General features: G+C 74.7%; 18 protein-coding genes. 11 read left to right on the top strand and 7 right to left on the bottom strand.

Going from position 1 to position 25,159, the window contains the following annotated elements; genetic code table 11:
• Nucleotides 1-497: hypothetical protein (locus ACFWJO_RS03080; RefSeq protein WP_386863103.1), on the bottom strand; the 497-nt coding region annotated here is incomplete at its 3' end.
• 60 nt (nucleotides 498-557) lie between these two features.
• Nucleotides 558-3,092: an FHA domain-containing protein gene (locus ACFWJO_RS03075; protein WP_386863087.1), complete on the bottom strand. Its 2,535-nt coding sequence runs from the start codon at nucleotides 3,090-3,092 to the stop codon at nucleotides 558-560.
• A 220-nt stretch (nucleotides 3,093-3,312) separates the two neighbouring features.
• Between ACFWJO_RS03075 and ACFWJO_RS03070 the strand changes: the two genes are divergently transcribed.
• The 3 genes from ACFWJO_RS03070 (at nucleotide 3,313) to ACFWJO_RS03060 (ending at nucleotide 6,480) form a co-directional block, all read left to right on the top strand.
• A complete protein-coding gene (locus ACFWJO_RS03070; RefSeq protein WP_386863086.1) occupies nucleotides 3,313-3,939 on the top strand; it encodes a TetR/AcrR family transcriptional regulator in 627 nt (208 codons plus the stop codon).
• 213 nt (nucleotides 3,940-4,152) lie between these two features.
• Nucleotides 4,153-4,830, top strand: a complete 678-nt coding sequence (locus ACFWJO_RS03065; RefSeq protein ID WP_386863085.1) for a ThuA domain-containing protein — start codon at nucleotides 4,153-4,155, stop codon at nucleotides 4,828-4,830.
• Nucleotides 4,831-5,088: 258 nt separating this feature from the next.
• Nucleotides 5,089-6,480, top strand: coding sequence for an NADP-dependent succinic semialdehyde dehydrogenase (locus ACFWJO_RS03060; protein WP_386863084.1), 1,392 nt, complete (start codon nucleotides 5,089-5,091; stop codon nucleotides 6,478-6,480).
• 97 nt (nucleotides 6,481-6,577) lie between these two features.
• Here the strand turns inward: ACFWJO_RS03060 and ACFWJO_RS03055 are convergent, their stop codons facing one another.
• Entirely contained in the window at nucleotides 6,578-7,588 is a 1,011-nt protein-coding gene (locus ACFWJO_RS03055; protein ID WP_386863083.1) for a PHP domain-containing protein, read from the bottom strand.
• Between the two features lie 18 nt (nucleotides 7,589-7,606).
• Complete coding sequence (locus tag ACFWJO_RS03050) at nucleotides 7,607-9,700, bottom strand: SpoIIE family protein phosphatase (protein ID WP_386863082.1); 2,094 nt, start codon at nucleotides 9,698-9,700, stop codon at nucleotides 7,607-7,609.
• A 35-nt stretch (nucleotides 9,701-9,735) separates the two neighbouring features.
• On the opposite strand from ACFWJO_RS03050, the gene ACFWJO_RS03045 reads away from it, so the two are divergent.
• Entirely contained in the window at nucleotides 9,736-13,326 is a 3,591-nt protein-coding gene (locus ACFWJO_RS03045; protein ID WP_386863081.1) for a BTAD domain-containing putative transcriptional regulator, read from the top strand.
• Here the strand turns inward: ACFWJO_RS03045 and ACFWJO_RS03040 are convergent.
• Complete coding sequence (locus tag ACFWJO_RS03040; protein WP_386863080.1) at nucleotides 13,253-14,092, bottom strand: siderophore-interacting protein; 840 nt, start codon at nucleotides 14,090-14,092, stop codon at nucleotides 13,253-13,255. The genes ACFWJO_RS03045 and ACFWJO_RS03040 overlap by 74 nt on opposite strands.
• A gap of 269 nt (nucleotides 14,093-14,361) precedes the next feature.
• Between ACFWJO_RS03040 and ACFWJO_RS03035 the strand changes: the two genes are divergently transcribed.
• Together ACFWJO_RS03035 and ACFWJO_RS03030 are read left to right on the top strand one after the other, a co-directional pair.
• Nucleotides 14,362-14,571: a hypothetical protein gene (locus ACFWJO_RS03035; RefSeq protein ID WP_386863079.1), complete on the top strand. Its 210-nt coding sequence runs from the start codon at nucleotides 14,362-14,364 to the stop codon at nucleotides 14,569-14,571.
• A 310-nt stretch (nucleotides 14,572-14,881) separates the two neighbouring features.
• Entirely contained in the window at nucleotides 14,882-16,072 is a 1,191-nt protein-coding gene (locus ACFWJO_RS03030) for an acyl-CoA dehydrogenase family protein (RefSeq protein WP_386863078.1), read from the top strand.
• Between the two features lie 93 nt (nucleotides 16,073-16,165).
• Here the strand turns inward: ACFWJO_RS03030 and ACFWJO_RS03025 are convergent, their stop codons facing one another.
• Nucleotides 16,166-17,209 carry a LuxR C-terminal-related transcriptional regulator gene (locus tag ACFWJO_RS03025; protein ID WP_386863077.1) on the bottom strand — a complete coding sequence of 348 codons (1,044 nt, stop codon included), beginning with the start codon at nucleotides 17,207-17,209 and terminating at the stop codon, nucleotides 16,166-16,168.
• Nucleotides 17,210-17,343: 134 nt separating this feature from the next.
• Between ACFWJO_RS03025 and ACFWJO_RS03020 the strand changes: the two genes are divergently transcribed.
• The 5 genes from ACFWJO_RS03020 (at nucleotide 17,344) to ACFWJO_RS03000 (ending at nucleotide 22,719) form a co-directional block, all read left to right on the top strand.
• A complete protein-coding gene (locus ACFWJO_RS03020) occupies nucleotides 17,344-17,631 on the top strand; it encodes a hypothetical protein (protein WP_386863076.1) in 288 nt (95 codons plus the stop codon).
• A gap of 54 nt (nucleotides 17,632-17,685) precedes the next feature.
• Nucleotides 17,686-18,960 carry a hypothetical protein gene (locus tag ACFWJO_RS03015; RefSeq protein WP_386863075.1) on the top strand — a complete coding sequence of 425 codons (1,275 nt, stop codon included), beginning with the start codon at nucleotides 17,686-17,688 and terminating at the stop codon, nucleotides 18,958-18,960.
• A gap of 118 nt (nucleotides 18,961-19,078) precedes the next feature.
• The gene (locus ACFWJO_RS03010) at nucleotides 19,079-19,534 is read left to right on the top strand and encodes a hypothetical protein (protein ID WP_386863074.1); all 456 of its coding nucleotides are present in this window, start codon (nucleotides 19,079-19,081) and stop codon (nucleotides 19,532-19,534) included.
• Nucleotides 19,535-19,633: 99 nt separating this feature from the next.
• A complete protein-coding gene (locus ACFWJO_RS03005; RefSeq protein WP_386863073.1) occupies nucleotides 19,634-20,563 on the top strand; it encodes an oxygenase MpaB family protein in 930 nt (309 codons plus the stop codon).
• The gene (locus tag ACFWJO_RS03000; protein WP_386863072.1) at nucleotides 20,539-22,719 is read left to right on the top strand and encodes a tetratricopeptide repeat protein; all 2,181 of its coding nucleotides are present in this window, start codon (nucleotides 20,539-20,541) and stop codon (nucleotides 22,717-22,719) included. Before ACFWJO_RS03005 ends, ACFWJO_RS03000 begins: the two co-directional genes overlap by 25 nt.
• On the opposite strand, the gene ACFWJO_RS02995 is transcribed toward ACFWJO_RS03000, so the two are convergent.
• Nucleotides 22,716-25,010: an MMPL family transporter gene (locus ACFWJO_RS02995; RefSeq protein ID WP_386863071.1), complete on the bottom strand. Its 2,295-nt coding sequence runs from the start codon at nucleotides 25,008-25,010 to the stop codon at nucleotides 22,716-22,718. The genes ACFWJO_RS03000 and ACFWJO_RS02995 overlap by 4 nt on opposite strands.
• Nucleotides 25,011-25,159: the final 149 nt, after the last annotated feature.

Raw genomic sequence — 25,159 nt, 5'->3', positions numbered from 1 at the left:
GCCGCCGAAGGGCCCGACGAGGCCGCGTACGTACGGAGCCCCATGCCGTCGCAGTACACCCACCGCTCGTGCTCCGCGTCGTACAGCCACACCGACTCGCCGTCCACGACCATCCCCACCCGCAGACCGCGGGTGCGCTGCCGGAACGTCTCGCCGTCCACCCGGCCCGCCGCCAGTTCCTCCGCGGCCCGCCGGTAGCGCCCGAGCGCCTCCTCGGCCCGTGCGATCAGCGGGCGCGGGTCGGCCGTACGGGCCGCCGGGCCGCCCGCGGCCGGCGGATCCGCCGGTACGGAGACGAGCAGCCGCGCGTCGACCCACGCGGACCAGCCGTTGGAGCACAGCACCTGACCCCAGTCGCCCACCCGCTCCGTCAGCTGCACCGGCAGGAACGCGTCCAGCGACGCGGTCGGCAGCGCCGGATCGGGCGCCTCCCAGGCGGGCAGCCCGTCGCGGGGCACCACGTGCGTGGGCCGGAAGTCCGGCACGTACTCCGGCACGTACTCGGGGACGTAGCCCGGCGCGTACTCCGGCGTGCCATCCGTAGAGACCACGGGTTCCTACCTCCGCATCACGACCGGCTCGTGCCGGCGCAGCAGCCGGGCGACCACCAGACCGAGGACGACGCAGAGCACGACCAGCATGCCCATGTCGATGAGCCAGGCGCCCACGGAGTGGTCCATCAGCGGGTCCGCGGTCTTCTCGCCCGGCACCGTCGCGCCGATGTCGATCGTCGCGCCCATCGCCGCGAACGCCCACCGCGACGGCACCAGCCACGCCAGCTGCTCCAGGACGGGCGTGCCGCTCACCTTCAGCAGCGCGCCGCAGAACACCACCTGCACGATGGCGAGGAGGACGAGCAGCGGCATCGTCACCTCCTCCTTGCTCACCAGGGCGGAGACGAACAGGCCGAGCATCATCGCGGTGAAGGCGAGCAGCGCGACGGCGAGGGTCAGTTCCACCAGCGGGGGCATCAGCACGCCCTTGCCGTCGCCCGGCACGTTCAGCGGCACGCCGATCAGCGCCACCAGCGTCAGGACCACCGCCTGCACCACGGTGATCAGACCGAGGACCGTCACCTTGGACATCAGATACGCGGAACGGGACAGGCCGACGGCTCTCTCACGGCGGTAGATCGTGCGCTCCTTCACCAGCTCGCGCACCGCGTTCGCCGCGCCCGTCAGGACGCCGCCCACGCACAGGATCAGGAGCACGTTCAGCGTCGACTCGGGATTGAGGCTGCCCTCCGACAGGGCCCGGGCCATGGCACCCATGACGAAGGGCAGCGCCACCATGATGGCCAGGAAGGTCCGGTCGGCGGACAGCGCCGCCGCGTACCGCCGGACGAGGGTGCGGAGCTGGGCGCCCCAGCTCTGCGCCTTCGGCGGCGGCGCGGGCTCCGGCGGCACTCCGGCCACCGGTGCCGGTCCCGGCCGTACGGAAGGATCGTCGATGTACTGCCGCTGGAAGCGCGAGGTCCGGTACTGGCCCGCCCAGTCGCGTCCGCGGTCGTTCTCGAAGGCCTCGAACGCCTCCGGCCACTGCGCGAAGCCGAAGAAGTCCAGGCTGTCGGCGGGCGGACCGTAGTACGCGACCCGGCCGCCGGGCGCGAGCACGAGCAGCCGGTCGCACACGTCGAGGCTCAGCACGCTGTGGGTGACGACGATGACCGTGCGCCCGTCGTCGGCGAGGCCGCGCAGCATGTGCATCACCGAGCGGTCCATGCCGGGGTCGAGGCCGGAGGTCGGCTCGTCGAGGAAGAGCAACGAGGGTTTCGTCAGCAGTTCCAGGGCCACGCTCACGCGTTTGCGCTGGCCGCCGGAGAGGCTGTGGATCGGCTGCCCGGCCCGCTCCTCCAGGCCCAGCTCCCCGATCACCTCGTCGACCCGTGCCCGCCGCTCCGCGGGAGCCGTGTCCTCGGGGAAGCGCAGCTCGGCGGCGTAACCCAGGGCCCTGCGGACGGTGAGCTGGAGGTGCAGGATGTCGTCCTGCGGGACCAGGCCGATGCGCTGGCGCAGCTCCGCGTAGTCCCGGTAGAGGTCGCGTCCGTCGTAGAGGACGGTGCCGCGGTCGGCGGGCCGCTGGCCGGTGAGCGCGCCGAGCAGGGTCGACTTGCCCGCGCCGGACGGGCCGACGACCGCGAGCAGGCACTTCTGCCCGACGGGGAAGGACACGTCCTCGAGGAGGGTCTTGCGGCCGTGGTCGACGGTCACGGCGAGCCGCTGCACGTCGAGCGAGACCTCGCCGGTGTCGGTGAACTCGACCAGGTTGCCGCCGATCAGGCAGTAGGCGCGGTGGCCGATGCCGACGATGTCCTCAGCGGTCGCCCGGGCTTCGCCGACCGGACGGCCGTTGAGGAAGGTGCCGTTGTGGCTGCCGAGGTCGCGGATCCAGTACGTGCCGTCCGGCGCCGCCCGCAGTTCGGCGTGCCGGCGCGAGACGGTCAGGTCGTCGACGACGAGGTCGTTGTCCGGCGCGCGGCCGATGCGGATGCTGCGGGCCGGCAGCGGCCGCACGGACGTGGGCTGCCGGAAGGTGCCGGTGAGGCCGGGGTACGAGACGGAGGACGGGCGCGGTGGAGCGCTCACCGCCGGCGCGGGCTGGGGAGCGGGTGCCCGTACGGGCTCGGGCTCGGGGGCGGGCCAGGGCTCGGACGCGGGCGAGGGCTCCGGGGCCGGCCCCGGAGCGGGCGTGGGGGTCGGCTCAGGGGGCGCGACCGGGGGCGCCGGCGGAGACTGCTGTGCCTGCCGCGCGTCTCGTGGGTCCGGAGACGGCCCGGCCGGGAGCAGCATGGCCCGGGGGCCGTCCAGGGGATGTCCGAAGCGGATGACGGTGCCGGGGCCGACGGTGCTGAGGGCCACCCGGCGGTCGTCGGCGAAGGTGCCGTTGGTACTGCCCTCGTCCTCGAGGGTCCACCGGCCGCCGACCGCCCGCAGGACCGCGTGGTGCCAGGACGCCCGGGCGTCGGCGAGGACGAAATCGCTGGTGGGGTCGCGTCCGATGCGATAGACGCGGCCCGGGTTCATCACGGTCGCGTCCCCGTTGATCTCGAGGACCAGTTCGGGCGCGGCGGGCGCGCCGGGCCGCTCTCCCATGCGTGAATCTTAACGTCGCGCGCCGCTGCCTGCCGGGCGAGCGGAAGCCCGCCCGGACGGAGCCGCGCGCGCCGCCGGTATCGTGGGCGGCCGGCCAGGGCCCGGACCTGGGCCCGGCCCGACCCGGCGGGTCGGCCGGAAGTGCCACCGCGACGACTCACGCGCGAGACCCGGCAGGAGCGCGGCCGGCGCGCGACCGCGAAGAAGGAGGAGCCCACCCGTGCCGAAAGGTGTCACCCAGAGCCGTCCCCGCACCCGCGCGGCCCTCCTGCGGGCGGCCCTGGAGACCTTCGCCGAGCACGGGTTCCACGCCGCGTCGATCGAGCAGATCTGCGAACGCGCCGGCTTCACGCGCGGCGCGTACTACTCGAACTTCGCCAGCAAGGAGGAGCTCTTCCTCGCCCTCTTCGACGAGCACGGCGAGCGGATCGTCCGGCGCCTCGCCGAGGCGATCGACGCGCTCGGGCCCGAGGACTACACGCTGGAACGGCTCGCCCGGCTCGCCTCGCGGGTCGACCCGGACGAGCGCGACTGGTACCTGGTGAGCACGGAGTTCACGCTGCACGCGATCCGCGACCCGCAGGCGGCGTGGGTACTCGCCCGGCACGACGCCCGGCTCCGTGCCGAGATCGCCCGCGGCCTCGAGCTGGTCCTGAGCCGGGCCGGACGCGAACTCACCGTGGACGCCGACCGGTTCGCCCGACTGGTCGTCGCCCTGCGCGAAGGCGGCCTCGCCCAGAGCTACGTCGAACCGGCCGAGCTCCCGCCCGGAACCCTCGAACGGGACTTCCTGGCACCTCTGTTGGAGTCGGTCACCCGACCCACGGAGCATCCGGACCAGGCGTAGCGCCCGGCTCGGGACGCGGCCTCGCGGAGGCGGCGCACCGGACATCCGGCGCGGATCGGCGCGGTCCGGCTCGGTCCGATGCGCTCCGGCGCGGTCCGGCTCGGGCCGGGATCTTGCGGCAGCCCGTTTCCGCTGGCTACGGTCGAGATGGAAAGCGCTTGCCGCAGGTGAAGCGCCGGAGCCCGGACACCGACGGCAGGGGAGTGGCGGCACGTGCACAGCAGCAGGGGCGGGGACGTCCTCGTCTTCACCCGCACCACCGGTTACCGCCACGACTCGATCCCCGCCGGCGCCGTCGCGCTCGCCGAACTCGCCGCCGCGGCCGGCCTCACCCCCGAGACTACCGAGGACCCCGCCGCGTTCACGCCGGAGCGGCTGGACCGCTGCGCCGCCGTCGTGCTCCTCTCCACCACCGGGACCGTCCTCACCGACGAGGGCCGCACCGCCTTCGAGGCGTACGTACGGGGCGGGGGCGGCCTCCTCGTCGTCCACGCCGCCGCCAACGCCGAGCCGGACTGGCCCTTCTACGGCGAACTCCTCGGCACCCGCTTCGCCGGTCACCCTCCGCTCCAGCCGGGCACCGTCTGCGTCGACGACCCCGCCCACCCGGCCACCGCACCGCTGCCCGCGCGCTGGTCCTGGACCGACGAGTGGTACGAGTACACCACCCATCCCAGGGCCTCCGGCGTCCACGTGCTCGCCAGCGCCGACGAGACCAGCTACGAGGGCGGCACCCTCGGCGCCGACCATCCCCTGGTGTGGTGCCGGGAGGCCGCGCCCGACCGCGGCCGGGTGCTGTTCACCGCCCTCGGCCACGCCGTCGAGGCGTACGCGGATCCCGCCTTCCGCGCCCACCTGGCGGGCGCCCTCCAATGGGTGACCGGCGGCTGAGCAACGGCTGAACCGGGAGCTGAACCGGGCGCTGAACCGGAGGCTGAGCTGCGGACGTGCGGCGGACGTGCGGCGGACGTGCGGCGGACGAGCTGCGGACGTGCGGCGGACGAGCGGCGCCTGACCCATGCCCTGGCGCCGGACGCCCGGCGAGCCCCGTCACCCCGCCGCCCCGCCCCGATTTGCGGGCCGCGCCCCGCGGCGGAAGGTTGACCGTGGGGAAGGTTGCGCGGGGGCTCCACGTCAGGAGGAGACGAGATGGGCATCGCCACCGTGAACCCGGCGACCGGCGAGACGCTGCGCACGTACGAGGCCCACGGCCCCGCCGAGGTCGAGCGGCGCATCGACGCCGCCCACGAGGCCTTCCGCCAGTACCGCACCACACCCTTTGCCGAGCGCGCCCGGCTCATGAAGGCCGCCGCCGCCCTCCTCGACGAGGACGCCGAGGACATCGCCCGCACCATGACCACCGAGATGGGCAAGCCGATCGTCGCCGCCCGCGCCGAGGCCGCCAAGTGCGCGAGGACCATGCGCTGGTACGCCGAGCACGCCGAGGCCCTGCTCGCCGACGAGCGTCCCACCGACCACGACGTCCAGGACTCCGGCGCCGACCTCGCCCGCGTCCACTACCGTCCGCTCGGCCCGGTCCTCGCCGTCATGCCGTGGAACTTCCCGCTCTGGCAGGTGATCCGTTTCGCGGCGCCCGCCCTGATGGCCGGCAACACCGGACTCCTCAAGCACGCCTCCAACGTCCCGCAGACCGCCCTCTACCTCGGCGACCTGTTCCGCCGCGCCGGGTTCCCCGCCGGCTGCTTCCAGACCCTCCTCATCGGCTCCGGCGCCGTCGAGGGAGTCCTGCGCGACCCCCGGATCGCCGCCGCGACCCTCACCGGCAGCGAACCCGCCGGCCGCTCGGTCGCCGCGATCGCCGGCGACGAGGTCAAGAAGACCGTCCTGGAACTGGGCGGCAGCGACCCGTACATCGTCATGCCCTCCGCCGACCTGCCCAGGGCCGTCAAGACCGCCGTCACCGCGCGCGTACAGAACAACGGCCAGTCCTGCATCGCCGCCAAGCGCTTCATCGTCCACCAGGACGTCTACGACGACTTCGCCGAGCGCTTCACCGCCGCCATGAACGCCCTCACCGTCGGCGACCCGCTCGACGACGACACCGACGTCGGGCCGCTCGCCACCGAGAAGGGCCGCGCCGACCTGGAAGAGCTCGTCGACGACGCCGTCGCCAAGGGCGCCACCGCGCTGTGCGGCGGCAGCCGCCCGGCCGAGCTGCCGCGCGGCTGGTTCTACCGTCCCACCGTGCTCACCGGGATCACGCCGCAGATGCGCGTCCACCGCGAGGAGACCTTCGGGCCCGTCGCGACCCTGTACCCGGTCGGCGACATCGAGGAGGCAGTGGCCGTCGCCAACGACTCGCCCTTCGGCCTGAGTTCGAACGTCTGGACCCGCAAGGAGGAGGACGTCGCCTTCTTCGTACGGGACCTGGAGGCGGGGGGCGTCTTCGTCAACGGGATGACCGCCTCCCACCCGGCCCTGCCCTTCGGCGGGGTGAAGCGCTCCGGCTACGGCCGCGAGCTCTCCGGCCATGGCATCCGCGAGTTCTGCAACGTCACCACGGTCTGGCAGCGGGCCTGACGCCGGGTCAGACGGGCGGAGCGGGCCGATCGCGGACGCGCCTGCCCCCGTGCCTCCTTCCCGCGCCTGATCCCGCGCAGGATGAGGAACCGGCCCCTCACGCCCGCGTCCACGCGAGGAGTTCGTCCGCCGACCAGGTGTTGATCACCCGGTCGGCCGTGACCCCGCACTCCTCCGCCCGCGCGCAGCCGAAGATCTGCCACTCCAGCTGGCCCGGCGCGTGCGCGTCCGTGTCCACCGCGAAGTACACGCCCGCCGCCACCGCCTCCCGCAGCAGCCTGCGCGGCGGATCCCGCCGCTCCGGGCGGCTGTTGATCTCCACCGCCGTGCCCGACTCCGCGCAGGCCGCGAAGACCCGCTCCGCGTCGAACTCGGACTCGGGCCGCAGCCGTCCGCCGCTCACCAGCCGGCCCGTGCAGTGACCGAGCACGTCCATCAGCGGATTGCGCACCGCGCGCTCCATGCGGCGGGTCATCGCCCGCGCCTCCATGCGCAGCTTCGAGTGCACCGAGCCGACCACCAGGTCCAGCCGGTCGAGGAGTTCCGGCTCCTGGTCGAGGGAGCCGTCCTCCAGGATGTCGCACTCGATCCCGGTGAGCAGCCGGAACGGTGCCCACTCCTCGTTCAGCCGCGCCACCACGTCCAGTTGCTCCCGCAGCCGCTCCGGCGACAGACCGCGCGCCACCTTCAGGCTCGGCGAGTGGTCCGTCAGGACCGTCCACTCGTGCCCGAGCGCCGCCGCCGTGCGCCCCATGTCCTCGATGGTGCTGCCGCCGTCGGACCAGTCCGAGTGCATGTGGCAGTCGCCGCGCAGCGCCGCCCGCAACTCCTCGCCGCCGTCCGTACGAGGAAGCCGTACCTCCTGTTCGAGGTGCTCCAGGTACGCCGGAACCCGTCCCGCGAGCGCCTCGCGCACCACGGCCGCCGTCTTCGGGCCGATGCCCTTCACCGCCTCCAGGGTGCCGGCGGCGGCGCGCCGCGCCACCTCCTCCGTGCCGAGCGCCGTCACGGCGGCGGACGCCGTACGGAAGGCGCGGACGCGGTACGAGGGGGCCTGCGAGCGCTCCAGGAGGAACGCGATCCGTTCCAGCGCCGCCACGGGGTTCATGGGCCGCACCGCCCTCCGCTAGGTCGAGGCCGACGTCGGCGCCGGCGCCGGGGTGTCCGACGGCGGCGGCCCGATCTCGCACCACACCGCCTTGCCCTCGCCCCGCGGCTCCACGCCCCACCGCGAGGCGATGGCGTCCATCAGGAGCAGTCCGCGGCCCGAGGTCGCCGCCTCGCCCGGTGTGCGCCGCCGCGGCCAGGCGCTCGACCGGTCCTGCACCGAGAGCCGGACCCGCCGCACCGGCTCGGGCAGCACCTCCAGGGTGAGCACCGCGCCGCCCTCGGTGTGCAGCAGCACGTTCACGAGCAGTTCGCCCGTCAGCAGTTCGGCGTCGTCGGCGAGTTCGGGCATGCCCCAGTCCACGAGCGCCTGCCCCACCGCGGCCCGCGCGTCCGACAGGCCCTGCGGGTCGGCCTGGTGGATGTACTGGTGGATGCGGGGCGCCTTCGGCGTGCCCGGGTCCGGGCTGCGCCGCAGCACGAGCAGCGCCACGTCGTCGCCCGAGCCCCAGCGCTCCCACAGTCGCTCCGAGAGGTGGTCGGCCAGCGCCTCCGCCTGCGGCGGGCCGCTGCTCACCGCGTCGGCGAGCGCCGCGAGACCCGCCTCGATGTCCGTGCCGGGCTGTTCGACCAGGCCGTCCGTGCACAGCACGAGCGTCTCGCCCGGCACCAGGTCGAGCCGGGTCTCGGGGAACTCCTCCTCCCCGAACAGCGTCGCGAGGCCGAGCGGCAGCCCGCCGCGCAGCTTCGGCCTGCCCACCCGGCCGTCCGTGTGCCGGATCAGCGGCCCCAGGTGCCCCGCCCGTACCCCGCGCACCGTGCCGCCGGCCAGGTCCACCTGGGCGTAGGTGCAGGTCGCGAAGCGATTGGTGTCCAGCTCCGCGAGAAACCGGGAGGCCCGCGCGAGCACCGTCGACGGCGCGTGGCCCTCGCCCGCGTACGCCCGCAGCGCGATCCGCAGCTGGCCCATGATCGCGGCGGCGTGGGTGTCGTGGCCCTGCACGTCGCCCACGACCACCCCGACCCTGCCGCGCGGCAGCGGGATCACGTCGTACCAGTCGCCGCCGACCTGCCGTCCGCTCCACGCCGCGTGGTAGCGCACGGCGATCTCGCCGCCGGTGATCTCCGGGATCCGGCGCGGCAGCATCGTCGCCTGGAGCCCGGTCGCCAGCTCCCGCTCCTCGTCGAAGAGGATCGCCCGCTGCAGCGACTGGGCCACGATCGCCGCGAGTCCGAGCAGCAGGTTGCGCTCGTCGGCGTTGAAGTTGCTGCGGCGCCGGTAGAACAGTGCCATCCCGCCCAGCGAGCGGGCCTGCGCCACCAGCGGCAGGTAGCAGGCCGAGCGGAACGGCATCCGGACCACGTACGGGGCGAGCTCGGGGAAGTCCTGTCCCAGCGTCGGGAACGAGGGCACGAACCGCGGCCGCCCGCTCAGCACCGCCTCCGCCAGCGGCAGCCCGCGGTCCAGCCGCCGGCTGCGGAAGTCGTCGAAGGCCTCCAGCGATTCACCGCTCAGCGCGATGATGTTGAGCGAGCCGTGCTCGACCAGACCGAGCGCCAGCCCCTCGGCGCCGAGCCGCGCGAGCCCGCCGGGCCCGGTCAGCGCGGCCGTCACGTCGTCCACGGTCACCGCGCGCGACAGCGCGTGCGTGGTCCGCTCCACGATCGTGGTCTGCACCTCGCGGCGCTTCTCCAGGTCCAGGACGAACGCCGAGTGCGTCACTTCCGCCGTCGCGTCCCGCACGATCCCCACGATCCGGTGCGCCATCCCGCCGCCGCGGCGCAGGATGCGCGCCTGCACGTGCGTCCATTGGGGTGTACCGTCCGCTTGCTCCAGCCGGACGTGCGCCGTGTAGGAGGACCTACCGCCGGTGATCGCGTCACGGATGACCTGTTCCAGACGCGTACGCTCCGACGGGTCCAGTCCGCGCACGAGCGTCGTGGGGCGCCCGTCGAAGTCGTGCGGGGCAACACCGAAGACCAGCAGTCCCGCGTCGTCGACATCGATGGTGCCCGTGTCGAGATCCCAGTCGAAACTGCCGGTGCGGTTCATGGCGAGGCGCTCGGTCGGCCCGATCTCGCCGCCGCGCGCGCTCCGCTCGTCATCGGTCATCCTCCCCATTGTCGAACCGGCACCCCGCGCACGCCATGGCGCGGACGACGCCACACGGGTGGATTCGGCAGAATGGGCCGGTGCAGTCGCCGCCCCAGCCCCCGTCCCCGCCCTACCGCGTCCTCGGCCCCGCCCGGGCCCGCCGCACCGACGGCGGCGAAGCGGCCCTGAACGGCGCCCGGCTGCGCGCCCTGCTCACCGCACTCGCCGCGGCGGGCGGCCGCGCCGTCCGCCCCGACGCCCTGATCGCCCAGGTGTGGGGCGACGACAGCGACGAGGACCGGCTCGCGGCCCTCCAGGCCCTCGTGGGCAGGCTGCGCCGCGCCCTCGGCCGCGACGCGGTCGGCTCCGCGCCCGGCGGCTACCGGCTGGCCGCCGGGCCCGAGGACGTCGACCTCTTCCGCTTCGAACGCCTCGCCGACGAGGCGGCGCGCGAGCTGGACGCCGGCCGCCCCGCACCCGCCGCGGCCCTCCTCGACCAGGCCCTCGGCCTCTGGCACGGCCCCGCCCTCGCGGACCTCCCCGGACACGGGACCGACCCGCTCGCCGTACGCGCCGAGGCGCGCCGCACCCGCGCCCGTCGCGACAGGCTCGCGGCCGACGTCGCCCTCGGCCGCGCCCAGGACACCCTCGCGCCGCTCGCCGCCCTCACCACCGAGCACCCGCTCGACGAGCCCCTGCACGCCCTCCGCCTCCGCGCCCTGCGCGCCGCCGGACGCCCCGCCGAGGCGCTGGAGGCCTACGAGACGGTACGCCGCGCGCTGGCCGACCGGCTGGGCACCGAACCCGGACCCGAACTCAAGGGCGTCTACGAGGAGTTGCTGGCGGGAGGTGGAGTATCGGAGCCGGACGCCGCCGTCAGGCGCACGGTGGGTGCGCCGCCGACCTCCTTCCTGGGGCGTGACGACGAACTGCACGGCCTGGCGAAGGAGTTGACGAGCGGCGCGTCACGGCTCGTCACCCTGACCGGTCCCGGCGGCGTCGGCAAGACCCGCCTCGCCCTGGAAGCCGCCGCAGCGCGTACCGAGGAGGTCCGGATCGCCGAACTCGCGGCCGTACGCGAGGAGTCGGACGTTCCCGCCGCCGTCCTCACCGCCCTCGAAGCACGCGAGACCGCCGTCTGGAGCGGATCCGCCCTCCCGGACGCCGGTGCACGCGACCCGCTCACCTCCCTCGTGGAGCACTGCGCCCGCCGCCGGATGCTGCTCGTGCTCGACAACTGCGAGCACGTGGTGGCCGCCGCGGCCGGGCTGGCGGCGGCCCTGCTGGCCCGCTGCCCCGGCGTGACCGTGCTCGCGACGAGCCGGGAGCCGCTGGGCGTGCCGGGCGAGGTGCTGCACCCGGTGGGCCCGCTGGCCGACGCGGCGGCGGTGCGCCTGCTCGGCGAGCGCGGCGCCGCCGCGCGTCCCGGCTTCGACGTCGCCGAGGACCCGGAAGCGGCGACCGAGATCGTGCGCCGCCTCGACGGCCTGCCGCTGGCGATCGAACTCGCGGCGGCGCGGCTCCGGGTGCTGACGGCCCGCCAGATCGCCGACCGCCTCGACGACCGCTTCCGTCTCCTCACCTCCGGCGCCCGGACGGTCCTGCCGCGCCAGCAGACCCTGCGCGCGGTCGTCGACTGGTCCTGGGACCTCCTGAACGAAGGCGAGCGCGCCGTGCTCCGCCGCCTTTCGGTCTTCCGCGGCGGCTGCGACCTGGAGGCGGCGGAGGCGGTCTGCGGCGCGACGGACCATGAGGACGAAGGGCCAGGCCGCCCGGTCGCGCCGTCCGGAACGGCAGAGAGCCCCGGCCCGGCCGGCCCGGCCCCCGCCGACGTGCTCGATCTGCTCGGCTCCCTCGTCGACAAGTCGCTCGTCGTCGCCGCCCCCGGAGGCGGGCCCGGGCCGGGGACGGCGACGGGGGCGGGGGGCGGGGCCGAGGCCGGGGCCGGGACCGAGGTCCGGGCCGGGGCCGGGGACGGCGCCGGGATGCGCTACCGCCTCCTGGAGACCGTCGCGGAGTACGCCGCCCAGCGGCTCGACGAGGCCGGCGACCGTGACGCCACCGAGCGCCGCCACCTGACCCACTACCGGGAGCTCGCCCGCCTCACCGATCCCGAACTCCGCGGCCCCCGCCAGGAGTCCGCCATGCTCCGCCTGGAGACCGAGCACGACAACGTGCGGGGCGCGCTGCGGACCGCTGTACGGCTGCGGGCGGAGCAGGACGCGCTGTGCCTGGTGCACGCCATGAGCTGGTTCTGGCAGCTGCGCAACCACCAGTACGACGCCCTCACCTGGGCGCGGGAGGCGAGCGCGCTGGGGCCGGACCCGTTCGCGGAGCCCGTACGGGCCGCCGAGCCGTTCGAGGGCCGGTGCGGCGACGTGCCGCCGCCGTGGTCAGGGGAGCGGCTGTGGGAGGCGCGGCGCGGCGGCCGGCTGCTCGTGCTCGCGACGGAGGGCGGCGGCGGGGCCACCGCCCTGGAGCAGGCCTCGGCCCGGGCCCGGCTCGACGCCGTCGTCTCCGCGTACCGTCCGGGTCTCCCGCAGAACTGCCGCCACCCCGGGACCATGTGGTTCTTCGCCCAGCTCATGACGGGACGGTTCGCCGGCCTGGACGAGACGCTGGCCGCGCTGGTCGCGGCCGCGCGCGAGCACGGCGAGGGCTGGGACCTCGCCTTCGCGCTGCTGCTGCGCGCCAAGCTGCTCGGCGGCCAGGAGCGGGACGCGGAGGAGGCGCTCGCCCGCTTCGAGGCGACGCGGGACTCGTGGGGCATCGCCGAGTCGCTGGCGGCGCGCGGCGAGACCTACGAGAGGGCCGGCCGCACCGCCGAGGCCGCGGCGGACTTCGCGCGGGCCATGGACGCCGTCGCCCGCCTCGGGGCCCGCTCCCAGGTCCCGGTGTTCAAGGCCCTGCTGGCTGCGGTCCGGCTCCGTACCGCGGAGGTGGCGGAGGACCCGGTGGCGCGGGCGGCCACCGAGCGGATGCTCGTCGAGGCCGCCGAGGAGTCCGGCGCGTCGGGCGTCGAGGCCGTGAGCACCGCGCGCCTGCTGCTCGCCCAGCACTACGGAAACACCGGCAGGACCGCTCCCGCCCGCGAGCAACTGCGCCTCATGCGGGCCAACTTCAGTGAACTGACCCCGGGTCTCTTCCACGGCATGCTCGACGGCCTCGGCGGCTGGCTCGACTGCCTGGACGGCGCGTTCGAGGCAGCCAACACCCGACTGGCCGACGCGGTGAGGGAGATGGAAACCCTGGCCTTCCTGGTCGCGCCCTATCTCGTCGTCACCCAGTTCGCCACCGCCGCGTGGGCCCGCGCCGGCTCCGGCGCCGCCGAGGAGGGCGCGCGACTGCTCGGCGCGTACGACGCCCACCGCGGCGGCCCGGGCGGTGCGGGCATCCGTCCGCTCACCGCCCGCACCGAAGCGGCCGTACGCGCCCACGCCGAGGAAGCCCTCCGCGCCGTCCTCGCCCCGGAGGCCTTCACCGCCCCCTACGAGGAGGGCCGCGCCCTCACCCTGCACGAGGCGGCGGCGCTCGTACGGGACCACCCGGCCCGCGCGCCCCTCGGCCGGCCTACGCCTCCCGCGACGCGAGCCGCTCCCGGGCCTCCGCCAGGTCCTCCGGCGTCGGGGCGTCGTCCTGGGTGAGGCGGTGGCGCCAGTAGCCGGCGAAGTCGACCGACCGGCGGTCGACACCGCGCTCCTCGACCAGGTGGCGGCGCAGCTCCCGTACGGCTCCGGCCTCACCGGCCAGCCAGGCGTACGGCTCGCCGTCCGGAAGGCCCGTGGCCGCCCGTACCGCGTCCACGAGGGAGCGTCCGTCGGCCGTGTGCAGCCAGTGCACGGTCAGCGCGCCCGGGCTCGGCAGGGCCTGCTCCTCCGCCGCGTCGGCCACCTGAACGAAGGCGACGGCCCGGTGGCCCGGCGGCAGCGCCTCGACGACCGTCGCGAGCGCGGGGAGCGCGCAGGCGTCCGCGACCAGCAGGGCCCAGTCGCCCGCGCCGGGGTCGACGGGCGCGGCGAAGTACTCCGAGGGCCCGAACATGCCGAGCACGTCCCCGGGCCGGGCGCCCCGCGCCCACCGCGTCGCCGGCCCCTCCGCGCCGCCGCCCTCGCCGCCGTGCAGGTGGAAGTCGACGTCCACGGTCCCGGCGGCCCCGTCGTGCGCCCGGATCGTGTAGCTGCGCATCCAGGGCCGCCGCGCCTCCGGAATCGCGCCGTACGCCGCGTACCAGCGCATGACGTCGCCGTCCGGGTCCGGCGCGGGCAGCACGGGCTCGGACTGCCCGGGGCGCGGGAAGAACAGCTTCACCTGCGCGTCGGGGCGGGCGAGCGAGGCCCCGGTGAGCGACGGGTCGCCGAGCGTGACCCGGAGCATCCGTGGCGTGACCGGCCGGACGGCGGTGACGCGCACCCGGCGGAGGGGGAGGGCATCCGGGAGGCCTGGCGGGGGTGCCTCGGACGCCTGGGGCGTCTGGGATGTCCGGGACGGCTGGAAGGACATGAAGGGCTCCCTTTCTGAGCTGCTTCCGCGACGGCCGGGCCCCAGCCTCCCCGCCCCCGTCGACACGGCGCCGACGTGCCGCCGACACGGGCTCGCGGGGCGCCGGTGTCGCCCGGATGCGGGACCGGGAGCCGGACACGAGAATGGCGAGTGCCACCCGCAGAACACGAGGAGGCGGCATGAACGGTGACACCGACAAGACGTCCCGGGGGGCCCGGGGGGACACCCCGACGCCCGACAGGCTGCTGCACGCCGGGTCGGAGGGCGAATTCTCGGCCGAGGACGTGTGCCTCGCGTCGGGCCGCGACCTGAATCCCAAGAACCTGGCCTGGGCGGAGCGCCGCATGGCCGAGAAGGGGCGGGCCTCGCTCGACGAACTGCTCCCCTGACCGGCCGGGGAACACGGCGGGCGGCTCCCCGACCGGCGGCCGCTCGGCCGGGCGGCCGCCGGCCGGCAGGCCACGGCGCGCCCGCGCGGAACCGTCCGCCGCCCGTCCTTCTTGCGCGCCTGCCCCTACGTAGCACTGTCCCGGTGGGTGCCCTCGCGCCCCCCGCGCCTGCGCCGCCCCCCTGCGCCTGCCCGCCCCTCTACGCCTTGCCCCGCCCCTGCGCCTCCGCCGCGCACGGGCCTTCCGCATTTATGGAACACGTTCTACCGTGGCGCCCCACCGCGCGGAGCACCGAGCCACGGGAGACGTCATGCATCTCGAGTACACGCCCGCCCAGCACCGCCTGCGCGCCGAGCTGCGTGCCTACTTCGCCGAGCTGGTCCCCGAGGACGTCCACTCCCGCTACGCCGACCCGGCCGCCCAGAAGCGCTTCTACCGGGAGACGGTGCGCCGCCTCGGTGCCGACGGCTGGCTGGGCGTCGGCTGGCCGACGGAGTACGGCGGGCGCGGGCTGACGCCCATGGAGCAGTTCATCTTCTTCGACGAGGCCGCCCAGGCCGGTGTCCCGCTGCCGCTGATGGCGTTGAACACGGTCGGTCCGACGATCATGCAGTTCGGCACCGACGAGCAGAAGGCGTACTTCCTGCCGAAGATCCTCTCCGGCGAGATCGACTTCGCGATCGGCTACAGCGAGCCCGACGCCGGCACGGACCTCGCGGCCCTGAAGACCCGCGCCGTCCGCGAGGGCGACGAGACCACCGGCCACTACACCGTCAACGGCCAGAAGATCTGGACGACCAACGGCGACACGGCGGACTGGGTCTGGCTCGCCGTGCGCACCGACCCCGCCGCGCCGCCGCACAAGGGCATCACCATGCTCCTGGTGCCGACCACGGACCCCGGCTACTCCTGCACCGTCATCAACACCCTCGCGTCGCACGACACCACGGCGAGCTACTACGAGAACGTCCGCGTGCCCTGCTCGCGCCGGGTCGGTGAGGAGAACAAGGGCTGGCGGCTGATCACGAACCAGCTCAACCACGAGCGCGTCACCCTCGCCGCCCACGGCACCATGGCCATCCGCGCCCTCCACGACGTCCAGCGCTGGGCCGCGGACACGAAACTCGCCGACGGCCGCCGCGTCCTCGACCTCGCGTGGGTCCGCCGCTCGCTCGCCCGTACGCACACCCGCCTGGACGCGATGAAGCTCCTCAACTGGCAAATGGTGAACGCCGTCCAGAACGGCACCCTCACCCCCCAGGACGCCTCGGCCGTCAAGGTCTACGGCTCGGAGGCCCGCCGTGACGCCTACGCCTGGCTGATGGAGATCACCGGCTCCGCCGGCGCCCTCAAGGAGGGCTCCGCCGGCGCCGTCCTCCACGGCGAACTCGAACGCGGCTACCGCTCGGCCGTCATCTTCACCTTCGGCGGCGGCAACAACGAGATCCAGCGCGAGATCATCTCCTGGATCGGCCTGGGCATGCCACGCGTCCGCCGCTGACGCGCGTGACCGCCCCCGCCGGGAAGGTCCGTCGCCCTCGGCGAACTCCTCGCCGAAGGCCCGGTCGTGCTCACCGAGGCCGACGCACCACCGTCAGGTCCCCAGCGCCCGCGCCAGCAGCGTGCGGCGGCTGTGGGTGCCCGTCTTCGCGAACACCGACTTCAGGTGGTCCTGGACCGTGTGCTCCGACACGAACAGCGAGTCCGCCAGGGCGTGGCTGTCCGCGCCCTCCGAGAGCAGGGTGAGGACTTCGGTCTCGCGGGCGCTCAGGCCATAGGCACGGGCGAAGACGTCGAGGCGCTCGGCCGGGGTCGTCTCCTCGATGGTGACGGCGATCCGCCGCTCCCGCGCCGGTTCCTCGTCGCCGATGCGCGCAGCCCGGAGCGTCAGCCACAGGCCGTCGGCCAGCGCGACCCGGGCCCGCGGCGGATGGGCGTCCACGCCGGCCTCGCGGGCCAGGAGCTGGCCCGCCACGTTGTACGCGGCGGCCGGGACCGGTGCGTGGCCCTCTTCCGGAGGGATCAGGCGGGCCAGGTAGGCGTCCGAGTCCGGGGTCCGGCCGCGGACCCGGAGGTCCGGCGCGAGGAGCAGCACCAGCGGGCCCGGCCGTACCGCACCCGCCGGTCTCGCCGTGAACGTCGCCGCCTGGCCCGTGCGCAGCGCCGCCGTGACCGGCCCGGCGACGCGGTCCAGCAGGCCCAGCTCGGCGGGCCGGAACTCCGACCCGTACCGCCACAGGTCGAGGAAGCCCCAGCACCCGTGCCGGTCCCGGAACACCACCGACGCCAGGTCCCGTACGCCCAGCGGACGCAGCGCCTCCGCCCACATCGGACCCCGCGCCCCCGGCTCGTACCCGCTCAGCGCGGCGGCCCTGGACAGCGTCGTCCAGCGGTTGGCCGGCGTGAGGTACTTGAGCCGGACGATCCTCGGCAGATCGGACAGATCCGGGATCCGCGCCACCGGCGCGCAGCCCACCTCCGTCGCCGGATCCGTCAGCAGGAACGCGAAGGCGTCGAAGCCGATCACGTCACGCAACTCCCGCAGCACCCGCACCCGCAGCTCCCGGGTGTCGCCGCCGGACGCGGAGAGACGGGCGATCCGCTCGTACGAGCGGGCGTACACGCTGGGCGAGGACATGGAGCGGAGCGTACGGGCCGGAACCCCAGGGATCTGGGATGTCGCCGCCGCGCCGCCCCGCCCCACTCTGGGAGAACGGAACCACGAGAACCGAACAGCGGACGAGCCGCCCGCGCCACCCACCAGGAGGAGCCGTGATCACCCTCCACATCGAGCATCCCGTCACCGACTACGCCCTGTGGAAGCGCGCCTTCGACCGCTTCGCCACCGCCCGCGCCGAGGCCGGCGTCCTGCGGCACACCGTCCGCCGGCCCGTCGACGACCCCGCCTACGTGGTCGTCGACCTCGGCTTCGCCGAGCCCGGACAGGCCGAAGGCTTCCTGCGCTTCCTCACCACCACGGTCTGGGCCAAACCGGCCAATTCGCCCGCGCTCGCCGGGAGTCCGCTCACCCGGGTCCTCACCACCGAGGAGGAGGTTTGACAGACTGACGCGGTTCGATCATGAGCCTTCGCCATCTCCCGAGGAGCCGCGCCCTTGAGCGTCACCATCCCAGGACAGATAGACATCGCGGGGCCGGTGGGCAAACTGCTCCACCGGCGCCCGCTCCACAACGGCACCGTCATGCAGTCCTTCGCCGTCGACCCCGTCACCGGCGACGTCTACGTGCTCCAGATCATGGAGGGCGGCCTCCGGCTCGACGACGAGGCCGCCGCCGTCGACTACCCGACCCGCAAGGCGCACGGCGACCTGTGCCTGACCCGCCTCGACCCGGCCGGCGCGATCCGCGGCCACATGTACCTGCGCGGCTTCGGACACGGCGTCAACCTCGGCGTGGAGAACCGCGCCGGGGAGGTCTGGCTGTGGACCGAGGCCGCGTCCACGCCCAACAGCAAGAACGAGGGTTACGGCACCGCCGTCGTCAGCTTCTCCTACGCCGACGGCGACGTCGTCGACTCCGGCACCGCGCGCCACACCCCCGCCTACACCCCGGATCCCGCGGCCCGCTTCATCACGCCGACCGTCGACCACGGCGCGAACGAACTCGTCCTGCGCTACAACCTCGGCGGCGTGACGACCTTCGCGCGGTACGACCTGGCCAGGGCGACGGCGGGCGACTGGGAGGCCATCCAGCGGATCACCCCGGACATCCCCGCCGACGGCACCGACTTCCAGGGCTACGCGTCCCACGCCGGCGTGCTGTACACGCTGAAGGGCCAGAGCCTCGAAACCGTGCCGCTGCCGGGCAACACCTACATCACCGCCTTCGAGTGGGCCACCGGAGCCCGGCTCGACCACCAGCACGTCACCGCGGGACCCGGCCTGACATGGCGCGAGGCCGAGGGCATGGCCGTCTCCGTCCGCGACGGCGTCCCCCACCTCCACTTCGGCTTCGCCTGCGAGGACCCCGGTCCGCGCACCTGCACCATCCTGTCCCTGTCGGGCGCGCCCGAGACCGACGGCGTCAAGGTCCTCACCGACTGGCAGCCGCTCGCCCTGGCCGCCGGAGTGACGGCCTACCAGCACGCCCCGCAGGGACGGCTCGTCAGCCTGGCCGGCACCACCACCCTCCAGCTCGGCGGCGGCGTCGAGGGCCCCTTCACCGCCGACAGGATCATCGGCACCCTGCCCGACTCCCTCGTGCCGAGCGTCACCGCCCGCGCCACCGTGCCGGTCGGCGGCCCGCCCGGCGGCCCCGCCGTCGCCCGCGTCGAGGTCGGCACCGACCGCGCCGTCAGGCTCTACGGCGGACGCTCCACCGCGCCCCTCGCCTGGGCCCAGCTCGACAACTTCACCGCCGTCTGGCGCTAGGCCGTCTCTTCCGGATCCTGGCCGGAAGAAACGGCCTAGAGCCCACCCGGCCCTCCGGCCCTGTCCTGGCCTCAGGCCCGCGCCACCGGACAGGCCCCCGCCCCTCCCAAGGAGTCCCATGTCGTACGACCGCCGCGGCGTCCTCGGCGCCGCCCTCGCCCTGCCCGCCGCCCTCACCGTCGGCACCCTCGCCACCGCCAGCCCGGCCGCCGCCGATCCCGGCACGATCGACGCCGGGGCCTGGACCCCGCTCGTCCTGGAGTCCGGCATCACCCCGAACCCGGCCGCCGTCCCCGAGGTGCGGCTCGTCACCATCGCCGGCACCGCCTTCCTCCAGGCCCGCGGTCTGATCACCTGCAACCTCGTCACCGACACGAAGATCGGCCGACTCCCGGACGGGTTCGCCCTGCCCACGGCGCACGTGCGTGCCGCCGCGCCCCGCAACAACAGCCAGGGCATCAACGCCTGCCGCGTCGAAATCAACCCGACCGGCTCGGTGACGGTCTTCGGCGCCAACTCCGGCAACCCGATCACCTGGGTGCAGTTCGACTCGGTGCAGACGATCTGGCGCTAGGCCGCCGCCCAACCCGACGGAGAGGCCGACCGGGCCGGATGCATGGCCGGGGGCGCCCGCCCTGTTCCCGTGTCTGCGCGGCCGTCCTAGCCTGAGGCCATGGAACCCGGCCCGAGCACGCCGCCCGAACCCGACCCGGGGCTCTTCGGTCCCGGGTCCGTGACCTGGCAGCTCCACGGCGATCCCGTCATGTGGATCGGCGGGGTGCGCGCCCTGTACCTCCAGGCGCTGCACCCCGACGCCGTCCGCGGAGTCATGAGCAACAGCGACTTCCGCAGGGACGCCTGGGGCCGCCTCATGCGCACCGCGAGCTTCGTCGGCACCCTCAGCTACGACACCACCCCGGCGGCCGAGGCCGCCGGCGCGCGGGTGCGCAAGATCCACCGGCTGCTCGGCGTCGACGACCCCGAGCTCCTCCTCTGGGTGCACTGCGCCGAGATCGACTCGTACCTCCATGTCGTGCGCCGCTCCGGCATCCCGCTGACCGACGCCCTGGCCGACCGTTACGTCGACGAACAGCGCACCTCCGCCCGGCTCGTCGGCCTCGACCCCGACACGGCGCCGGGCGGCACCGCCGCCCTCGAGCGTTACTTCGCGGAGGTCCGCCCGAAGCTCGCCGCCGGGCAGGACGCCCGCACCGTGGACGACTTCCTGCGCAGGCCGCCCGTCCCGACGGTCCTGCTGCCCGCGCGCGAGGTGATCTGGCGGCGCGTGTCCGCCCTCGCGTACGACTCCTTGCCTCCGTACGCCCATGAGCTGTACGGCCGGCCCGCGCCGCCCGCCGAGACCGTCACCCGGCGGCTCACCGCCACGGCCAATCTGCTGCGCTGCGTCCCCGACCGGCTCCGCTGGCGGCTGCCCCCGCGCCACATCCTGCGGGCCATGGACCGGCTCGGCACGGAGACCCGACCCGCGCCGTACAGTCTGCGCGACAAGGCAGCCATACTGGACGGGCCGGGGAGGGAGCGGCACCACGACGGGGCAAACGGGGGCGACAGCACGCGATGGCGGACACGGACACCAGGCTGATCCAGGGCCGGTACCGGCTGCACGAGGTGATCGGCCGCGGCGGCATGGGCGAGGTGTGGCGTGCCACCGACGAGTCGCTCGGCCGGCGCGTCGCCGTCAAGTGCCTCCGGCCGCTCGGCCAGCAGCGCAGCCCCGACAACCTGGCCGTGCTCCGCGAGCGCTTCCGCCGCGAGGCCCGGGTCGCCGCCGCGCTCCAGCACCGCGGCATCACCGTCGTGCACGACTTCGGCGAGTCCGACGGCGTGCTCTTCCTCGTCATGGAGCTCCTCGAAGGGCGCAACCTCAGCCAGCTGCTCGGCGACAACCGCAAGCAGCCGCTCCCCGTGAACCAGGTCGTCGACATCGCCGAACAGGTCGCCGACGCCCTCGCCTACACCCACCGCCAGGGCGTGGTGCACCGCGACCTCAAGCCCGCGAACATCGTGCGGCTCGGCGAGGGCGGCACCGTGAAGATCTGCGACTTCGGGATAGCGCGACTCGGCGCCGACATCGGCTTCACCTCGCGACTCACCGGCACCGGCATCGCCATGGGCACCCCGCACTACATGAGCCCCGAGCAGATCGGCGGCGGCGAGGTCGACCACCGCAGCGACCTGTACTCGCTGGGCTGCGTCCTCTACGAGATCGCCACCGGTGTGCCGCCCTTCGACCTGGACGACACCTGGGCCATCCTCATCGGCCACCGCGACACGGTGCCCGCGCCGCTGCGCAGCCACCGTGCCGAACTCCCCGGCTATCTCGACGCGCTGGTCCTCGACCTGCTCGCCAAGACCCCCGACGGCCGGCCGAACGACGCGGCCGAGCTCCGCGACCGGCTCGCCGCCGGCCGCAGCAGCGGTGCCTGGACCCTGCCGCCACCGGCGCCGCCCGCGCTGCCCGCCTGGGCCGCGCGCGTGGGCCGGGGCCGCCCGGCCGCCACGACGCTCGCCGGGCGGGCCGCTCCCGCGCACGAGGCGACCGCCGCCCTCACCGAGGCGCTGACCGTCACGTGGACCTCCGCCGTGCCCGTCGGCCCGGCGGCCGGCGGCCCGCACCCGGACGGCCGGCCGTCCCCGGCCGTCGCCGGCCCGCTGGCGGAACTCGTCGCCGTCCTCGCCGGACGGCACCGCGCCGGTCTCGGTCTGGGCCGGCTCGAGCGCTGGCAGGAGGCCGCCGACCTGCTCCGTACCGTCGTACGGGACCGGGCCCACGTCCTCGGCGCCGACCACCCCGACACCCTCGCCAGCGGCTACGAGCTGAGCTTCGCCCTCGCCCGGCTCGGCCGTCCCGCCGAGGCCCTGCGCCAGTTCGGCGAGGTCGCCGAGGGCCGGGCCCGCGCGCTGGGCGCCGACCACCCCGACACCCTCGCCGCCCGCCAGGAAACCGCCTACGCCCTGGGCGGACTGGGCCGGCACGCCGAGGCCTGCGGCGTGTACGAGGCGGTGCTCGCCGCCCGGGAACGCACCATGGGCGCGGAGCACCCGGACACCCTGCGCTGCCGCCACAACCTGGCGTTCACCCTCGGCCGGATCGGCCGCGTGCCCGAGGCGTACGCGACCGCCCGCGAGGTCGCCGACGCCCGCGCCCGGGTGCTCGGCGCGCACCACCCCGACACCCTGGCGACCCGCCACGAGGTCGGCCACGCGCTCGGCGCGCTCGGACGCTGGTCCGACGCGCTCACCGAGTACCGCGAGGTCGCCGAGGCGCGCGCCGGCGTCCTCGGCCAGGACCATCCCGACACCCTCGCCGCCCGCTACGAGGCCGGGATCTGCCTCGGCCGCCTGGGCCGCGCCGAGGAGGCCGCCGCGCTCTACCGCGAGCTCGTCGCCGCCCGCACCCGGGCCGCGGGACCGGAGGACCCGGAGACCCTGCGGGCCCGCCACGGCCTGGGCGTGAACCTGGGCCGGCTCGGCCGCTGGGAGGAGGCCCTTTCCGAGGCCCGCGAGGTCTGCGCCGTACGGCTCCGCGTGCTGGGCCCCGACCACGCCGACACGCTCGCCAGCCGCCGCGAGACCGCCATCGCGCTCGGCTGGCTGGGCCGCTGGTCGGAGGCGCTCGCGGAACACCGCCACGTCACCGAGACCCGCACCCGCCTCCTCGGCCCCGACCACCCGGACACCCGCGCGGCCCGCAGCGACGAGGCCCACTGCCGGGAACGCTTGGCAGGCGGCGGCTAGGGCGCGTATCGAGGCGTGATCAGTTCGGTGTCGTCGTCGGTGTCGTCCGCGCCATCGGCGTCGTCGCCGTCATCGGTGTCGGCGGTGGCGACCGGGCCGCGGGGAAGCATCCGGTCCAGCCACTTCGGCAGCCACCAGTTGGTCCGGCCGAGGAGTGTCATGGTCGCCGGTACCAGCACCATGCGGACGACCGTGGCGTCGATGAAGATCGCGGTGGCCAGGCCGAGCCCGAACATCTTGGTGGACGGGTCATCGGCGACGGCGAAGGACAGGAAGACCGCCACCATGATGAGGGCGGCCGAGGTGATGATCCGTGCGGTGCGCGAGACGCCCTCGACGATCGCCGTGCGGTTGTCGCCGGTGCGCAGGTACTCCTCGCGTACGCGGGAGAGGAGGAACACCTCGTAGTCCATCGACAGGCCGAACAGGATGGCGAAGAGGAACATCGGGATGAACGACACGATCGGAACCGTCGCTTCCAGCCCGATGAGCGCGCCTCCCCAGCCCCACTGGAAGACCGCGACCATGATGCCGTAGGACGCGCCGATGCTCAGCAGATTCAGCAGTACCGCCTTGAGGGGGACGAGTACCGAGCGGAAGACCGGCATCAGCAGCAGGAACGACATCGCCAGCACGGCGGCGACGAACACCGGCAGGCGTCGGCTGGTGCGTTGGCCCACATCGGACAGGCTCGCGGCGGCGCCGCCCACGTGGGCCCTGGCCGGGCCGTGCCCGATCGCCGTCGGCAGCACGTCGGTGCGCAGCCGGGCGATGGTGTCGGCCGTGGCCCTGTCCTGGGGGCTGGTGGTCGGGAACACCACGAGGGTCGCGATGCCGGTGGCCCGGTCGATGTGCGTCGGCGCGACGGATGCGATGCCCGGATCCGCCGCGACCGCCCCGACGAGTCGGTCCAGCACTCCCGGATCACCGGCCGGGTCCGCGGCGATGACGAGGGGACCGTTGGTGCCCGGGCCGAACCCCTCGGCGACGAGGTCGTAGGCCCGGCGCTCGGTACGGCTGTGGGGCAGCGAGCCGTCGTCGGGCAGGCCGACGCGCAGGCCGAGCACGGGCAGCGTCGCGGTCAGCAGCAGCCCCGCCGCGCCGACCGCGTACGGCACCGGGTGCCGGCTGACGTGCCCGATCCAGCGACGCCACCCGGCGGGGGCGGCGCCCGTCGCCGGGTCCCGCCGCCGTGCGCGTCGGCCCGGCACCCTGGTTCGCAGAGCCCGGCCGATCCGGCCGGGCCGGCCCAGGCGCGGGCCCGCCGCGCCGAGGAAGGCCGGCAGCAGCGTCACCGACGCGACCACCATCGTCAGGACGACGATCGAGACGGCGAGCCCGCCCACCGTCATGAACGGCACGTTCGCGACCGCCAGGCCGAGGATCGACACGACGACGGTGCCGCCGGCGAAGACCACCGGCCGCCCCGCCGTGGCCACCGCCCGTCCGGCCGCCTCGTGCGGACGGAGCCCGCGCGCAAGGTACTCCCGGTGCCTGGCGAGCACGAACAGCGCGTAGTCGATGCCCACTCCGAGCCCGACCATGCTGCCCAGGACCGGTGCGAAGGTGGGAACCTCCGTCACCCCTGCCAGTACGGTCATGGTGGCGACCCCGATGGTCAGCCCGAAGACCGCCATGCCGATCGGCAGCGCGGCGGCGACGAGCGAACCGAACGCGAGGAACAGGATCGTGGCCGCGGCGAGGAGGCCGATCAACTCGCTCGCACCGCCGTCGGGGTCGGAGAAGACGTAGAAGAGGTGCCCGCCCATCTCGATGCGCAGCGGCAGCTCGGCGCGCAGCCGGTCGCCGAGACCGACGAGGGCGTCGAGGTCTTCGGCCGACAGCCGGCTCTGGTCGGGGTACTGCACCCGGACGACCGCGATCCGCCCGTCGGCCGAAACGAGGCCGTCGCGCACGGCCTTTCCCCCGCCCGCGTCGAGTGCCCCCGCCGGGTCGCTCGTGCCGAGCACGTGCGGCAGCCGCTTCACCTCGGTCTGCAGCCGCGTGAGAGCGGTGCGCGCGCCGTCGTCGTCGAAGAACGTCGCACCGTCGTCGAGGGGGGTGACGACCACCTGGGCGGTCATCCCCTCCTGGCCGGTGCCTGCCCGCTCGATCAGTTCCGCGGCCCGTCGGGAGTCCAGTCCCGGAGCGGTCATCGAGTCCGCGGTCCGCCCGCCGAAGGCGATCGCGGCGAGGACGGCGAGCGTGGCGGCGATCAGCCATGCCGCGATCACCCGCCAGGGATGGCGGGCGGCGCCTGTGCCCAGGCGCAACAGGGCTTTCGAAAGCATCGGGTCCTCCAACCACCTCGTCGGCCGTCCTTGTTCGGCCGCCGATGCCGAGGTTCGCCGCCACGCCGCTCCGCGGCATCGGCCCGCCGGCCGCGGATCCGTCGGCCCCAAGGCGGAGTGACGACCCGTCCTTTCGGCCGATGCGCGGC

The organism is Streptomyces sp. NPDC127092 (genome assembly GCF_042722475.1).
Classification (GTDB): Bacteria; Actinomycetota; Actinomycetes; order Streptomycetales; family Streptomycetaceae; genus Streptomyces.
Note: the sequence above shows the minus strand (reverse complement) of the source record. Positions and strands in the feature narration are given on the sequence as shown.